Source organism: Methylobacterium sp. OAE515, from assembly GCF_041806315.1.
Classification (GTDB): Bacteria; Pseudomonadota; Alphaproteobacteria; order Rhizobiales; family Beijerinckiaceae; genus Methylobacterium; species Methylobacterium tardum.
Genome location: NZ_JBGMUV010000001.1, coordinates 2,187,120 through 2,202,038, shown reverse-complemented (window position 1 = coordinate 2,202,038; position 14,919 = coordinate 2,187,120). Strand labels below are relative to the sequence as shown.

Here is a 14,919-nt window from a genome sequence, read left to right as displayed (position 1 = left end):
GAAGCCGGCTTCCGGATTATTCGGCAGCGTGACCACGAACCAGGGGGGAATCAGGGACGTGCGCCATCGGATCGTTGTGGCCTTCGGAGCCTTATCGCTGGGATCGGCCGTGCTGCACCTCACGCCGGCGCAGGCCTACCAGCTCGACACCGTGAACCTGATCGGCTGCGCCCAGGACGGCGGGGTCTGCCGGATGCCCTACCCGACCAACGTGTATTACGGCGTGCCGGGCCGGACCAACGGTCGCCCGTTCCCGCAGGGCGGCATGGTTCCGTGCAACACGCAGACCTTCGGCGACCCGGCTCCAGGCCAGGCGAAGAGCTGCTGGTACGCGCCGCGGATCACCGCGGGCGGCGGTACCGATCGGAGACGGATCGACGAGGACGACGAGCCGCGCCGCGACACCTATCGCTACGGTCGCGACTACGATCGCCCACCGGCACGCCGCCCGTACGACGAGGATTACGGACCTGCGCGGCGCCGCTACCGGGACGATCCGGACGAGGATTGATCTGCGGCACCGCAACTCGGCCTTCGCGCGCACCCGGCCTGTTAACCGCCGGTCGGCAACATGATGCGGCGCGGAGCCCGGCTTCGCGGGCTGACGTGATCGGTGGGAGGCCATGACGGAAAATCGCCGCAGCGTTTTCCGGAAGAACGCCTTCACGATGGGCAGCCTGCTGCTCGAACGCGGCGCAGTCGGCTGCCTGGTCTGGGACATCACCGAGACGGGCGCGCAGATCGAAGTCGAGGGCGACCACGTCGTTCCGGCCAAGTTCCTGTTGCGCCTGACCGAAGGTGGTGACCCGCGGCCGGTCGCCGTGGCATGGCGGCGAGGCCGCCGGATCGGCCTGACCTTCGCGCCTGTCGAAGGCTGAGCCCGCGCCTCAGCCCGGTTGCAGAGCGGGCACGGATCGGCCGCTGGCCGTGGCGAGGCGAAAGCGCCGGGGTCGCACGAACAGAAAATCGAATGGCGTGCCGCGCACGAGCCGCTCGAGGATCAAGGGCATCAGCACCGCCATCGCGATGACGATCAGGCTCGCCGCGCCGATATCGGCGATCCAACCGCTGCGCACGAGAAGCTCCCGCGTCGCGGCCATCGGCAGCGAGAAGGCGAGATAGATCACGATCGAGCGCTGGCCGCAGGTCCTGATCGCCTCGGCGACCGGACCTCCCAACCGGACGATCAGCGCAGCGGTCACGACGATCGCCAGCGCCCCTGCCGCGCCCAGCGCAAGACTCACGAGCGGCAGGCTGGCCAAGGTCGGGTGATCCGGGTTGCTCCATGGGCTCAGTGCCAGCCACCCTTCCAGGCCAGCCCAAACGGCGAGGCCGCACAGGGCGAGACCGATCCGGCGGCGCGCGGTATCGGCCAGCGCGAAGATCCGACCCGCAAACAGATACCCGGCGAGGAAGTAGACATACCGGGCGCAGAACTCGTCGATGAGCGTCGAGTCGGTGCGGATGTCGGCGATCTGCAGCAGGGCAGCACCCGTCAGCAGCAGACCCGCGGGAACCTGACGGAGCGCCTTGGTTACGACCGAGAACACCGCCAGCAGATAGATGAACCACAGGCTTGAATAGGGTTCGATCAGTGAATGGGCGAGATGCGCCGCGAAGGCCGTCGGCCCGCCGTCGCCCACGATCTTCCCGTACCGCGCGGCCGACTGGATCACGAGCCACAGCAGGTAGAAATAGGCGAAGTGAACGACGCGGCGGTCGGAGAACAGGCGCCAGTCACGGTCGATCACCCGGCCCATGAACAGGCCGGACAGGAGGAAGAAGTCCGGAATCCGAAACGGCTTCGCGAAGGCCACGACCGGATGCAGAAAACCTTCGCCGCCCATGGCGTCGCCGGTGCCGGTCACTGCATGCATCATGACCACGAGGAGGATGCATATGCCTTTGGCGACATCGACCCAGGCGAGCCGATCGCGCGCATCTCCGGTTCCGGCCATCGTCCCGTCCTTGCAGTCGAGGCGATCCTGGACCCGGAACGGTTGACGACAAGGCTCTGCGCCGGCGCGCGCTGTCGACGTGGCGAACGCGCGGTAAATGCCGCCCGTCAGTGCTTGCGCCGTGCTGCGCGCCGGTCACGGGTTGTGCGGGTTGCGGCGTGGAAATCGTCGGGCTTGCCGCGGACCCAGGTTAGGAACCGGGCGATCTCCGGATCGGCCCTGAGAGCCTCCACATCGGCGAGGCGCTTGGCGATCTCGGCTTCGCTGTAGCGGGCATGGATGGCCGAGTGGCAGATCTGGTGAAGCCGGACCGTGCCCCGGTGCGTCCCGCCTTTCAGCTTCGGGGTCAGGTGGTGAAGGCTGGAACGAGCGCCGGGCGGGATCGACCGCTCACAGAGCGGGCAGACCGGATGCGCGCGCGCGGCCGTCCCCGGCGCATCGGGGTCATCGGCGCTCCAGCGCCGTGAGCGCCGTCCGACCACGCACATCCTCCCTCGTTCGACCCGTTACCGCTCCGATTGCGCCGCCGGCGCGCAGCCCCGCGCGAGGCGGCTCCGGAACAGCGCCTCGGCCTCGCGATCGCCGACGCCCAGGATGGAGACGTGGTCGCCCGGAACGAGCTCGATCCGGGCTCGCGGCCCGGCCGCTGCCGCCAGGGCGACCGCAAGCTTGGCCGGCACCACAGGATCGTCGCGGCCCTGAACGATCAGCACAGGCGCCGTCCCGGTGCGGATGCGCAGGTCCGAACGATAGGTGTCGCGCAGGAGCCAGGTCGGGGCCAGCGGGACATGCAGCCGCACGGCATGGGTCATCGAGTCGAACGGCGCCTCCAGATACAAGCCGAGCGGCGCTGTGCGCGCACCGACCGCGACCGCGACGGCGGCGCCCAGGGAATGGCCGTGAAGCAGGATCGGCGCACCCGGCGCCCGAGCGGCCGCTGCAGCCACCGCCGCTATCCCGTCGCGGATCAGCCCCACCTCGCTCGGGTGTCCGGTCGAACCCGGATAGCCGCGATAGGCCGGGGCCAGGACGCCCCAGCCGCCGCGGTGCCAGGGACCGTCGGCGAAGCGGGCACCCTGCGGCTCCGGCCGCGAGCCGTTGCCGTGGAAACTGACGACCACGCCGCAGCCCGGCTGCGGCGGCTTCCACAGCGCGTGCAGCGTCTCGCCGTCCTCGGTGACGAGGGTGATCGCGGCCACACCCGGAACCGGCACTCCGGCGGACGGTGGCCTATAGGCGCCCGAATAGAGGAGCCGGCTCTGGTTGAGGCCGAGCACGACCAGGGCCAGGCCGTAGAAAAGGATGGCCGCGAGAGCCAAGCCGATCAGGAGACGCATATCCGCTGGCTGGAGAGCACGGCATTCGCCGAAGCGCGCGACGGGCCGGGAGGATCTGTTGTCTACGGGTTGCACCCAGCATTGACAAAGCCGCCCGAGAGCCCGAGTCTTGAATCGTTCCGAGGGGGGCCCTGCAGGGGGCTGAGATTGGGCACGCTGCCCTGACCCTTGAACCTGATCCGGCTCATACCGGCGGAGGGACGGGAACCTGCGGTCGCGTGCGCGCGGCCGGCTCTCATCTCAGCCATCGCGTGGACCGGACCGCTCCAGAACGAGGAGAGGCCCACGATGAACGCACCCGTTCTCCCCAAGGACGTGAAAGGCAGCCCCGAGGCCGTGACCACCGGTCCGGTCACCGGATCGCGCAAGGTCTATGCGAGCCCGGCCGGCCGGCCGGACATCCGCGTGCCCTACCGCGAGATTGTCCTCTCCAATCCCAAGGAGGAACCGGTGCGGGTCTACGACCCGTCGGGCCCCTACACCGAGACGGATGCGCGCATCGACCTCAACGCCGGCCTGCCGGGCGTGCGCGAGCCCTGGATCGCCGGTCGCGGCTACGCGGCGGTCGCGCCGCGGGCGGTGAAGCCCGAGGATAACGGCTTCGCGGGCGACAAGCTCGTGGCCGCCTGCCCCGCCGAACGGATCATCCGCAAGGCCGCGCCGGGCCAGATGGTGACGCAGTACGAATTCGCCCGCGCGGGGATCATCACCGAGGAGATGATCTACGTCGCCCATCGCGAGAATGTCTGCCGCGAGAAGATGCTCGAGGGCGCGGAGGCCGCGCTCGCCGACGGCCAGAGCTTCGGGGCGTCGGTCCCGCCCTTCATCACTCCGGAATTCGTGCGCGACGAGATCGCCCGCGGCCGGGCGATCATCCCGGCCAACATCAACCACACCGAGTTGGAGCCGATGGCGATCGGCCGGAACTTCTTGGTCAAGATCAACGCCAATATCGGCAACTCGGCGGTGACCTCCTCGGCCGCCGACGAGGTCGAGAAGCTCGTCTGGTCGATCCGCTGGGGCGCCGACACGGTCATGGACCTGTCCACCGGCCGCAACATCCACAACATCCGCTCGTGGATCATCCGCAACAGCCCGGTCCCGATCGGCACGGTCCCGATCTACCAGGCACTGGAGAAGGTCGGCGGCGACCCGCTCAAGCTCGACTGGGAGGTGTTCAAGGACACGCTCATTGAGCAGGCAGAGCAGGGCATCGACTACTTCACCATCCATGCCGGCGTGCGGCTCGCCCACGTGCCGCTGACCGCCCGGCGCGTCACCGGCATCGTCTCGCGCGGCGGCTCGATCATGGCGCGCTGGTGCCTCGCCGGGCACCGGGAATCGTTCCTCTACGAGCGGTTCGACGAGATCTGCGACATCATGCGGGCCTACGACGTGTCGTTCTCGCTGGGCGACGGCCTGCGCCCCGGCTCGATCGCCGACGCCAACGACGCCGCGCAGTTCGGCGAGCTTGAGACGCTGGGCGAGCTGACCAAGGTCGCCTGGGACAAGGGCTGCCAGGTGATGATCGAGGGCCCCGGCCACGTGCCGATGCACAAGATCAAGGTCAACATGGAGAAGCAGCTGAAGGAGTGCGGCGAGGCGCCGTTCTACACCCTCGGCCCGCTGACCACCGACATCGCCCCCGGCTACGACCACATCACCTCGGGCATCGGTGCCGCGATGATTGGCTGGTTCGGCACCGCGATGCTCTGCTACGTCACCCCGAAGGAGCATCTCGGCCTGCCCGACCGGGACGACGTGAAGACCGGCGTTATCACCTACAAGATCGCTGCCCACGCCGCCGACCTCGCCAAGGGTCACCCGGCCGCGCAGCTGCGCGACGACGCGCTCAGCCGCGCCCGGTTCGACTTCCGCTGGGAGGATCAGTTCAACCTGGGCCTCGATCCGGATACGGCCCGGCGCTACCACGACGAGACCTTGCCGAAGGACGCCCACAAGGTCGCGCATTTCTGCTCGATGTGCGGGCCGAAATTCTGCTCGATGAAGATCACGCAGGATTTGCGTGCCGAGGTGCTGGCGATGGAGGAGGCCGGCGAGGTCGTGGGCGCGTCGCCCGCGATGTCGAAGGCCGAGGCCGAGGCCGGCATGCGGGCGAAGTCGCAGGAATTCCTGGCCGAGGGCGGCAAGCTCTACGTCGACGCCGCCGAGTGAGACGGCGGCACGCCCGGTCCGTTCAGGATTCGGGCGTGCCGCAGCCCGACCCGGCGTGCCGCCGTACGGGGCCTCAATATTGAAGACGGCACCCGGGCAAGAACCTTGGGCATCGTGCAGCGCCGCGAGCATCAGATCCGCGGCGGTGCGGACGTTCGGTTGAGCCCCAGCTCCATGATCCGGGCGCAATCGTCCCCGGACCATCCTGAACGAAGCGGAGCGACTCCAGGGCGGCCGCGCTCAGCCGCAGGCCATTCCCATCCGGCGCGGCCCGGCGGCGGCCGACGCGGCTTCGCAGAGCATCCACGCATCCCGGTCCTGGAAGTTGCACCGGACGTAGCGCTGCGACTGCCCGTGCAGCGCGACGACTTTGAAACGAATGCAGCTCGGATTTATCGCGTGGCGGTAACGAGATGTTCATCGCATCTCCGAACGCCCACAGCCGTCCCGTGGACTGACAGCCGCCCTTAACCGATGATTAGGCAGGTCGCCGGTTCAATCCTCCTATCACAGGATCGCAGGAGACTGGTTATGGAGATCCGCCCGTTAACGACCACGCCATCGGGGCCGCAGGGCCTCGACGCCCTCGGAGCCACGGCTGCCGCCGCAGTGACCCAGAAGGCGCCGGAACCCGAGACCAATGCCGCGCCGCTCGAACCCGCGGTGAAGCTTGATATCGGCACCAATGGCGGCAAAGCGCGCTACATTCAGGACCCGGACACCAGCACGATCGTCTTCCAGGTGCTCGACCCCACGTCCGGCACCGTGATCGATCAGCTCCCGAGCGAGACCGCTCTGCGCAATCGCGCCTACGATTCCGCGCACGGGACGCGCAACTCCCAGCCCGGCAGCCTGTCGCGCGTGGCCTGAGGCTGCCGGGTCAGGCCCGAAGGCGGCGGAGGCGGTCGTCCGAGGCGGTGTTCCGCAGGCCGAACGACGCCAGCGGAAGGATCTCCACGGGCTGATTGCGCCGAGCGATCAGGACGCTGTTCTCCGAGACGGACGTCCACGTGCCGTGGTCGCGATCGAGCGGCTCGGACGCGACGACGACGCCGCCGTCGGACGCGCGGTAGTAGAGGGAGTTGGCCTTGTCGTTGGCTGCGTAACGGAACGCGTAGAGATCGCGTCCGTCCGCGAGAGCGGCCGTGAACCGGAACGGATGTTCGCCCACCAACTCGGTGAGGTGCACGAGTGCGCGCGTCGTGGCCTCCACGGGATCGCGGCGCGGTCCGGACCCCATCAGGCCGCAGCCGAGCAGGCCGAGGAAGATCGCCTCGGAATCCGTCGTGCCGGCACGGGACGGGTAGAGCTCGTCGGGGATCATCGCCTCGACCGGCCGCCGCAGGCGGCTCCAGTCGCCGATATAGCCGTTGTGCATGAACAGCCACGGCCCGCACGCGAAGGGATGGCAGTTCGGTCGGGTGATCGGCGTGCCGGTCGCCGCCCGCACATGCGCGAAGAACAGGTGCGAGTGCAGGTGACGGCACAGGTAGCGCAGGTTGTCGTCAGACCAGGCGGGCTGCACCTCGCGATAGCGACCCGGCTCGGGATGATCTCCGTACCAGCCAAGCCCGAAGCCGTCGCCGTTGGTCGCCGCGGTCGATTCCAGCGCCTGGATGCTTTGCGAGACCAAGCTGTGGGACGGCTCGGTGACGTAATGCTCCAGCGGGATGGTGCGTCCCGCATAGGCGATCCAGCGGCACATCGACGGGGTCCTCCGGGTGCGTGTCGCGAAGCTGATCCGGGACGATCGTGGACAAAGCGCGGCACCTTGAGCGCCGCGTCGATCACAATCATTCGCGAGAACCGTGCCGCGACGGTCAGCCTCAGACGCCGTGGGTCTGCAGCCAGCTCTCCAGAAGGGCGACCTGCCAGAGCTTGGAATTGCCTTTGGGTGTCAGCGTGCCGTCCGGATCGGCGAGCAGGTGGTCGACGTAGGCGCGGTTGAAGATGCCGCGTGCCCGCGCCTCCGGCCTGTCCAGAACGTCGCGGACGAAGTCCAGGAAGGGGCCGCGGATGTGCTTCAGTGCGGGAACCGGGAAGTAGCCCTTCTTCCGATCGATGACTTCGGCGGGAACGACCGCGCGGGCGGCCTCCTTGAGGATGTACTTGCCGCCGTCGCGGACCTTCAGCTCTGCCGGGATGCGCGCCGCCAGCTCGACGAGGTCGTGGTCCAGGAACGGGACGCGCGCTTCGAGACCGCAGGCCATGGTCATGTTGTCGACCCGCTTCACCGGGTCATCGACCATCATGATCTGCTGATCGAGCTGCAGCGTCTTGTCGATGGCGCTGGCGCTTTTTGAGTCCGCGAAGAACGCTTCGAGATACGCGGTGCTGTAGTCGCCGTTCAGCAGGTCCGGCGCCAGCGCCTCGCGCATCTCGTCATGGTCGCGATCGAAATACGCCCTGGCATAATCCGAGACCGGATCCGTCGAGCCCATCAGCTTCGGATACCAATGGTAGCCGCCGAACACCTCGTCGGCACCCTGGCCGCTCTGGATCACCGTGACGTGTTTGGCGACCTCCTGCGACAGCAGCAGGAACGCAACCGCGTCGTGGCTCATCTGCGGCTCGGCCATGGCGGCGATCGCCGCGGGCAGCGCCTCCAGAGTGCGCGAACCGTCCACGGCGAGCTTGGTGTGGTCGGTCTCGAAGGTGCGGGCGATGATGTCCGAGTACTTAAACTCATCACCCTCGACGCCGTTCACGGCGTCGAACCCGACCGAGAAGGTTTTCAGCCCGGTCTGGCCGTTGCGGGCCAGGAGCGCGACGAGGAGCGAGCTGTCGAGCCCGCCCGACAGGAGGACGCCGGTGGGCACGTCGGCGACCTGCCGACGCTCCACCGCGGCGCCGAGGGTCTCGAGGACGGCGTCGCGCCAATCGGCCTCGGTCATGCCGCGATCGGCCTCGCGCGGGCCGATCGTGACCGTCCAGTAGGTTTCCTCGTGCCGGGTGCCGTCCTTCTCCAGGGTCAGGATCGTCGCCGGCGCGAGCTTGCGGACGCCCTTGAGGATGGTCAGCGGCGCCGGCACGCCCGCGTGCCAGCTCATGTAATGGTGGAGCGCCGCCGGATCGATCGCCGTATCGACGTCGCCGGCCGCGAGCAGGGCCGGGAGTGACGAGGCGAAGCGGAAGCGACCCGTCACCGCGCTGTAATATAGGGGTTTGACCCCGAGCCGATCACGCGCGAGCACGACGCGTCCGGAGTCGCGCTCCAGGACGGCGAAGGCGAACATGCCGTAGAACCGCTCGACGCAGGTTGGTCCCCAGGCGTGATAGGCCTTGAGCACGACCTCGGTGTCGCTCGTCGAGAAGAAAACGTAGCCTTTCGCCTCCAGCTCGGCGCGCAGCGCGCGAAAATTGTAGATGCAGCCGTTGAAGACGATCGCCAGTCCGAGGCCCGGATCGACCATCGGCTGCTGACCGGCCTCGGACAGGTCGATGATCTTCAGCCGGCGGTGGCCGAAGACGACGCGGCCGGAGCCGAACAGGCCCTCGCCATCCGGGCCGCGCGCGCGCAGGCAGCCCACCATGGCCTGGACGGCAGCGGGATCGGCCGGTCCATCGAAGCTGATCTCACCGCAGATCCCGCACATCTTCGCTGTGGGCCCTCGTTCCGGCGGCGTGACCGCTCCAACGGAGCGAAACGGCCGGCGCGGCGCGACGTTCCTTGAACGACGCGGGATCGAACACCCGCATGGGTGGCCGGAGGCAGGGTCAAGCGTTTGACGCCGTCGCCGTCCGGCTGCTAGACCATGGCCGTGCATGAGCGCAGGGGTCGCGCGCGGACCGTCGGTTCCGCCCTGATGATCCGTGACGTCCATGTGGGCGGGCGTAGTTCAGTGGTAGAACGTCAGCTTCCCAAGCTGAATGTCGTCGGTTCGATCCCGATCGCCCGCTCCAGCACACCTTTCCGGTAGGATTACAGCCCGTTTGGTGCCGTCGGCTGCGAACGCCGGGGGACTCCGTACCGCTCGGTTCAAGCGGCTTTGGGAGCGCCTGCCGGCTTCTGCGCGTAGGTGATCTTGTAGGCTGTCGGGAACGGCGTGCCGCCGTCCTCGACCGCGCCGTCCGCCTGCAGGCCATCCCGAAGAACGATTCGGCGGATGATTTCCGGAATCATCGCTCCCGCCACGTAGCGGCCCAGGCATTCGTGATGCCCGAAACCGAAATGCAGGAACGCATGATCGGGCCGGGCCGAATCGAACCGCTCGGGATCGGACACCCAATCCGGGTCGAACATCGCCGACAGGCTCAAAGGCAGCACGACTTGGCCCTTCCGGATGCGGGTCTCGCATGCGCTGTCGCGCCCGAGCACGTGATCGGCCTCGGCCTGACGGAACATGAAGGCGACGATCGGCGCGAAGCGCAGGGCTTCCCACACATAGCCATCGAAGGTGGCGGGACTGTCGGCAGCCGCGCGCGCGGCCGCGTGAATGTCGGGGCGCCGGAGGATCTCCGCGAGGGCGTTCACCACCGCCTCCGCGGTCGTCTCGATCGCGCCGATGAGAAGGCCGCCCACATTGATGACCACCCGGTCCATGCCGAAACCGCTCGCCGCCGGAAGATTCAGCCGGAGGAGCCGGGTGAGGATATCGTCGGGTACGGGAGTGCCCGCCTTGAGGGCGGCGAGTCTTGCCGGGATCAGTGACGCGAAAGCGGCGCGCATCTCCTCGCGGGCCCGTTGCGCGGCGCCCTGGACGGCCTCGGCATCGGACCGATCGTCGAAGGGAAGATTGTTGAACTGGTCCAGCTGGTTCACGTAGGACCAGCGCAGCAGGTCGTCGTCCGGGGCCGGTAAGCCGAAATAGCTCTGCACGATCCGCAACGGGACCAGGCGCGAGATCGAGGCGACCACGTCGAGCGACCCGCCTCCCGCGTCGAGGGCGGCATCGGTGATCGCGCCGGACTGCTCACGGATAGCCGGAAGATCCTCCCACGACAGCATGGCGCGCATCACCGCCTTGTCTCGATAATTCACGTCTGTGCCGTCGAGGGCCAGCATGAACTGACCCATCTTGGGCTTGTAGAGCGCCACCGAGAAGATTGTCGGCAGGGACAGGATCTCCGCAATCTCGGCGCGGCGGGCGGCAAGGACGACCGCGCCACAGTCCAGCACCGGCCGCCGCTGACGCAACTGCGCGAAGAACGGCCGCGGTGCGCGTCGGATCCAATCCCGGGCGAGCGGCCAGCGCTCGGCGACGGGCAGGGCTTCGAGGCTGTCGAGACAGGGGGCATCACGGTCGGCTGGGCGCATGGACCTCTTCCAATCTGTTGCGATCCGGCCCGGACGGCCACGCGCTGCGGCGCGGGCCGTCAGTTGAGCGAGATGTCCAGGCCTTCGCGCAGGCGCGCGACGAGCTCGCCCTGCCGGTGCGTTTCGGTTTTCGCGAAGAGGGCGCGCAGCTGCGTGCGCACCGTCGAGATCGCGATGCCGCGCTCCCGGGCATGGGCGTCGAGCGAGCGCCCCGATGCGACCGCGTGGGCGAGGATCGCCTCGGCAGACGTCAGGCCAAACAGGCTCTGAAGACGGACCGCGCCATCCTGGCTCTTGTTGCCGCCGCTGCGGATCACGACGGCCAGCTCGGCCTTGACCCGCGTTCCCGTTCCGGACGGCCGCTTCGACAGCGGATGCAGCGACACGCGAAACGGGGTGCCGCTCTCGGCACAGGTGATCGCGATGTGCTCGGCCTGTGTGATCTTCACGTGGCCGGTCGCCGCCGCGAGGGCCTCGCTGGCCGCTTGCGCGATCCGCCGGGAGCACTGGCCGTCCCTGAGCGCGAGGCTGCCCCTGTCGAGGGACAGGCCGGTGCGTGACTTCGCGAGCTCCTCGGCGGCGCGGTTGGCGTGCGCGACCCGCAGGCGCGAATCGGTCAGGATCACGGCAGCGTCGAGGAGGTCGAGCGCGGCGGCGAGATCTGAGGAGCGCTCGGAGGCCTGGCGCATCAGGGCATAGAACTCGAAGGCCCGGCGCAGGTGCGGCACCAGCATCGCCAGGCGCCGCGCCTCAACGGATCGGAAAGGCCCCGCCTCCTCGTCGCGCATGGCGGCGAGCGTCGCCATGACGTCGGCCTCCTTGGCGAAGTAGCTCACGAGGCTGTGCTCGATACCGAAAGGCCGCACGACCTCCTTGAAGAGAGCCGTCTCGCGGAACTGGACCGGGTCGACACCCTCCTCCGCCCGGATGACCTTGCCCTGGTTCGACAGGATGTAGGGCAGCCGGGGATCCTCCGTGGCGTGCCGGTAGAGGAACGTGCGGTACTGCGTGCGGTCGAAACCCGACACCGCCCACATCGGCTTGCGGCTCCCGTCGAGACTGAACACCGCGAGTTGGCCGACGCGCCCGCCGACGAAGTTCGTGAGATCTCCCAGGAGAGCCGACCATTCCTCAGGCTGGCCGACACGGTCGTAGATGGATCCGACCAAGTGCGAGTAGGCCTCAACGTCCTGCATCGTGGGGCTCCAAAGTTGGCAGCGGGCGTGCGTGCGCGTCGTTTCCCTTTTCGATCAGTATCGGCGGGGCATGGGCGACACCAGACACCAATTAATTCCGATCATACTCCGATCGAACATTTCAGTTTCAACAGAGGTTTAGACGTATTATCGACTTACAAGGTCCGCAGATACTCCAGAAGTTGCCGTCGCTGCGCGTCGTCGAGCCGGTCCGTCCCGTACGCGGGCCCCTCGTGCCCACGGTTCGAGTTTCCCGGTAACGTCGTGTCGAACAGGAACGGGCCGACATCCGAGCGGAAGCCGAGGCGGGCCTCGTCCACATCCCGGCTTCCGACACGGAAGGTCTTGGAACGTCGTTCCGAGGGAAGCAGAAGTTCGTACAGGGTCGGCACCGAGCCGTTGTGCAGGAACGGTCCCGTCGCCCAGATCCCGTCGAGCGGGCGCGCCTTGTAGGCGAGGAGATCGCGGTCCTTGCGCCTGTCGAGGAAATCGGCGACCGCGCCTTTACCGCCGGCTGTCGATACGTCGTTGAGGAGAGGGTTGCCGGACCTGATCGTGGAGGCACCCCGCTTGAGCAGGCGGTCGATGACAACGCCCTGATCGGCGCGGATCCGGGTCAGATCCGGAGCCTTATCGATCGGCGCCAGGATCGCGCCCGCGACGATCGCGGCGACAAGGTCGAGGCTGCGCGTTTCGGCGGGTAGCGGCGGCGTGGTCGCCAGAAACGGCATGCGGACACCCTCAAGGATGCCGGTCTTGGCCCGCCGGTTCGCGGCATTCTCCGCCATCTTCGGATCGGTGCCGATTTCGGCGAGCGGCGTCATGACGACGGTTTGGGCGCGGTTGGATCCCTTCGCAGCGATCGCATGGCAGGACAGACAGAGCTGATCGTAGAAGGTCTTGCCGGCGACGGCGTCGCGCTTCTGGGCCTCGGTGCGCGGCGCGATCCGGTCCGGCCAGACAGGCGCAGTCAGAGCGCCCAGCTGGTTCTCGATCCGCAGCAGGTTGAGCCGGTCCGCCGAGGTCTCGAACCAGAGCGGCGGCAGGGTTGGCTCGCGGATATCGGCGTAGGCGAAGACGCCGAGCACTTCGCCGACGTTGCGGCCGAGGCGCTCCACGGCGAGCTTGTTCGGCGCGGAGCCGTTCCACTGCACCTTATCGTGCCAGGACGTGTCCCACAGGAACGGATAGCTGACGGGTGCATCGGGCTTGGCGATGTTGCGCCGGTCGTGCAGATCCAGGCCTGTCGCCCGGTTGAAGATCATCCCGAACGCGTCGAGGCGCGCCGGCCCCCAGGGCACCGCCGCGCGGCTCGTCTCCACATAGTCCGAGAAATCCTTGGCGAAGCTGTCGAGGCTCTTGCGCAGGCGGGCCCGGTCGGCCTCCGCTGCGCCCGGGTCGTGTGCAGACAGCTCCGGCGGGAGGACGCGGCCTGCGAAGCGCTCGAACCGGTCCGGCTCGCTCGCGGTCAGGGTTAGGGCCCGGCCGAGTTCCTCGATGAAGGCGAACATGTCCGCGTTCGTCGGCCCGCCATCGATTTGGATCGTCTGCCCGCGCAACTCGACGCGGTTCACGTGGCAGGCGGCGCAGGTCATGCCGACCCATTCGCCGCGGTCGTCGACATCCTTCACGAAGCCGATGGGGAGGCCGGTGCGGACGGAGCCGGGCGCACCGTCATAGGGATTCGGCAGGTATCCGAAGCGCGCGAGACTGTCGGCCACGAACAGGCGGCCGCCTTCCGCACTCTCCAGGGACATGAACCACGCGTAGGGCATGATCTGCGAGCCCTGGCTCGCCGTGTAGAACCACGCCCGATCCTGGGCGCTCCAAGACTGATTGAGGAAGTGCGGCGCCGGCCCCGGCTGCTCCGCGCCCGCCGGTGTCGCCGGTCGTGCCGTGAGCATGAGCAGCGTGGCGAACGCAACGCCTGCGATCCTGGATCGAGTCACGATCGCATCTCGGGCATGGCCTGAACCTGCCGCCTCTCAGGTTGCTTCGAAAATTGATTAGACGTCGGTCAATTCAGATGCCTCCCCCGAATGGAGGATAAACAGACTGGGAATTCAAGCGCGAAACAAACTTCCAGTGACAACGAACACTGGATTGGCAACCCGATCTTGCCCGGCGCGCCGGCGCTTGAGGCGGCCCGCGCGCCGATCACCGCCGCGCGTCAGCGCACCCCGCCGCCGACGTTGATGTCCTCACCCGTCACCCAGCGGGCTTCGTCGGACGCGAGGAACGCCACGACGCCCGCGATGTCATCGGGCTGGCCGGCGCGGCCGAGGGGCGTCTGCGCGACCATCCCGGCCTCCATCTCCGAACCGGAAATGCCCGCCGTACGCGTGCCCTCGGTCACCACGTAGCCGGGGCTGACCACGTTGACCCGGATCTTGCGCGGGGCCAGCTCGTTGGCGAGGACGCCCGAGATCGCGTTCACGGCCCCCTTGGTGCCGCTGTAGACCGCCGTGGTAGCCGGATGGATGCTCGCCGCCACCGACGAGATGGTGATGATGCTGCCGCCCTCGCCGAGATGCTCCGAGGCGGCCTGCGTCGCCAGGAGCACCCCCAGCACGTTGACGTCGAAGATTTGGCGATAGTGCGCCTCGGTCACCTCGGCGAGCGCGGCGAATTCATAGACGCCGGAATTGTTGACCAGGATGTCCAGCCGGCCGAACGCCTTCACCGCCGCCTCGATCAGCCCGCGTGCCTGCGCGGCGTTGGAGACGTCGGCCTGGACCGCCGTCGCCCTGCCCCCCGCCGCGGTGATCGCCGCCACGACGGCGTCCGCGCCCGTCCGGCTCGATGCGTAATTGACCACGACCGCGGCTCCATCCTTCGCCAGCGCCTTCGCGATCGCGGCACCGATCCCCTTCGATGCCCCAGTCACCACTGCGACCTTGCCGTCGAGCTTCGACATGTGTGCTAACCTTCGACATGGGCCGGTTCCGGGATGGAAGCGATCGTCCCATAGTTCCGGATTTCGGAACTAATAGAAC

Annotated in this window: 13 protein-coding genes, 1 tRNA gene and 1 riboswitch; of the genes, 5 read left to right on the top strand and 9 right to left on the bottom strand. The window is 68.0% G+C overall.

Features of this window, described 5'->3' with window-relative positions; genetic code table 11:
- Positions 1-109: 109 nt before the first annotated feature.
- Both ABIE45_RS10770 and ABIE45_RS10765 read left to right on the top strand, forming a co-directional pair.
- Positions 110-511 carry a hypothetical protein gene (locus ABIE45_RS10770; RefSeq protein ID WP_373622292.1) on the top strand — a complete coding sequence of 134 codons (402 nt, stop codon included), beginning with the start codon at positions 110-112 and terminating at the stop codon, positions 509-511.
- A 157-nt stretch (positions 512-668) separates the two neighbouring features.
- Positions 669-878: a pilus assembly protein PilZ gene (locus ABIE45_RS10765; RefSeq protein WP_373622290.1), complete on the top strand. Its 210-nt coding sequence runs from the start codon at positions 669-671 to the stop codon at positions 876-878.
- 9 nt (positions 879-887) lie between these two features.
- On the opposite strand, the gene ABIE45_RS10760 is transcribed toward ABIE45_RS10765, so the two are convergent.
- The 3 genes from ABIE45_RS10760 to ABIE45_RS10750 all read right to left on the bottom strand — a co-directional run bounded on the left by ABIE45_RS10760 (position 888) and on the right by ABIE45_RS10750 (position 3,295).
- Positions 888-1,958, bottom strand: coding sequence for an acyltransferase family protein (locus ABIE45_RS10760; RefSeq protein ID WP_192706711.1), 1,071 nt, complete (start codon positions 1,956-1,958; stop codon positions 888-890).
- Between the two features lie 107 nt (positions 1,959-2,065).
- Entirely contained in the window at positions 2,066-2,440 is a 375-nt protein-coding gene (locus ABIE45_RS10755; protein ID WP_192706710.1) for a restriction endonuclease, read from the bottom strand.
- Positions 2,441-2,464: 24 nt separating this feature from the next.
- Entirely contained in the window at positions 2,465-3,295 is an 831-nt protein-coding gene (locus ABIE45_RS10750) for an alpha/beta hydrolase (RefSeq protein WP_192706709.1), read from the bottom strand.
- Positions 3,296-3,407: 112 nt separating this feature from the next.
- A riboswitch (TPP riboswitch) is annotated at positions 3,408-3,513 on the top strand.
- Positions 3,514-3,583: 70 nt separating this feature from the next.
- On the opposite strand from ABIE45_RS10750, the gene thiC reads away from it, so the two are divergent.
- Positions 3,584-5,470 (top strand): phosphomethylpyrimidine synthase ThiC, encoded by a 1,887-nt coding sequence (gene thiC, locus ABIE45_RS10745; RefSeq protein WP_192706708.1) that lies wholly within the window; start codon positions 3,584-3,586, stop codon positions 5,468-5,470.
- Between the two features lie 531 nt (positions 5,471-6,001).
- Positions 6,002-6,340 carry a hypothetical protein gene (locus tag ABIE45_RS10740; RefSeq protein ID WP_192706707.1) on the top strand — a complete coding sequence of 113 codons (339 nt, stop codon included), beginning with the start codon at positions 6,002-6,004 and terminating at the stop codon, positions 6,338-6,340.
- Between the two features lie 10 nt (positions 6,341-6,350).
- Here ABIE45_RS10740 and ABIE45_RS10735 read toward each other — a convergent pair whose 3' ends face one another.
- Positions 6,351-7,175, bottom strand: a complete 825-nt coding sequence (locus ABIE45_RS10735) for a class II glutamine amidotransferase (protein ID WP_192706706.1) — start codon at positions 7,173-7,175, stop codon at positions 6,351-6,353.
- Between the two features lie 121 nt (positions 7,176-7,296).
- Complete coding sequence (locus ABIE45_RS10730; protein ID WP_192706705.1) at positions 7,297-9,066, bottom strand: N-acetylglutaminylglutamine amidotransferase; 1,770 nt, start codon at positions 9,064-9,066, stop codon at positions 7,297-7,299.
- 232 nt (positions 9,067-9,298) lie between these two features.
- Here ABIE45_RS10730 and ABIE45_RS10725 point away from each other — a divergent pair.
- Positions 9,299-9,373 (top strand) — tRNA-Gly (locus ABIE45_RS10725).
- A gap of 76 nt (positions 9,374-9,449) precedes the next feature.
- On the opposite strand, the gene ABIE45_RS10720 is transcribed toward ABIE45_RS10725, so the two are convergent.
- From ABIE45_RS10720 to ABIE45_RS10705, 4 genes are all read right to left on the bottom strand, one after another.
- Positions 9,450-10,727: a cytochrome P450 gene (locus ABIE45_RS10720; RefSeq protein WP_192706704.1), complete on the bottom strand. Its 1,278-nt coding sequence runs from the start codon at positions 10,725-10,727 to the stop codon at positions 9,450-9,452.
- Positions 10,728-10,786: 59 nt separating this feature from the next.
- Positions 10,787-11,923, bottom strand: coding sequence for a helix-turn-helix transcriptional regulator (locus tag ABIE45_RS10715; RefSeq protein ID WP_192706703.1), 1,137 nt, complete (start codon positions 11,921-11,923; stop codon positions 10,787-10,789).
- 155 nt (positions 11,924-12,078) lie between these two features.
- Positions 12,079-13,872 (bottom strand): di-heme-cytochrome C peroxidase, encoded by a 1,794-nt coding sequence (locus ABIE45_RS10710; protein ID WP_192706702.1) that lies wholly within the window; start codon positions 13,870-13,872, stop codon positions 12,079-12,081.
- A gap of 221 nt (positions 13,873-14,093) precedes the next feature.
- Positions 14,094-14,840: a glucose 1-dehydrogenase gene (locus tag ABIE45_RS10705; RefSeq protein ID WP_192706701.1), complete on the bottom strand. Its 747-nt coding sequence runs from the start codon at positions 14,838-14,840 to the stop codon at positions 14,094-14,096.
- Positions 14,841-14,919 lie beyond the last annotated feature (79 nt).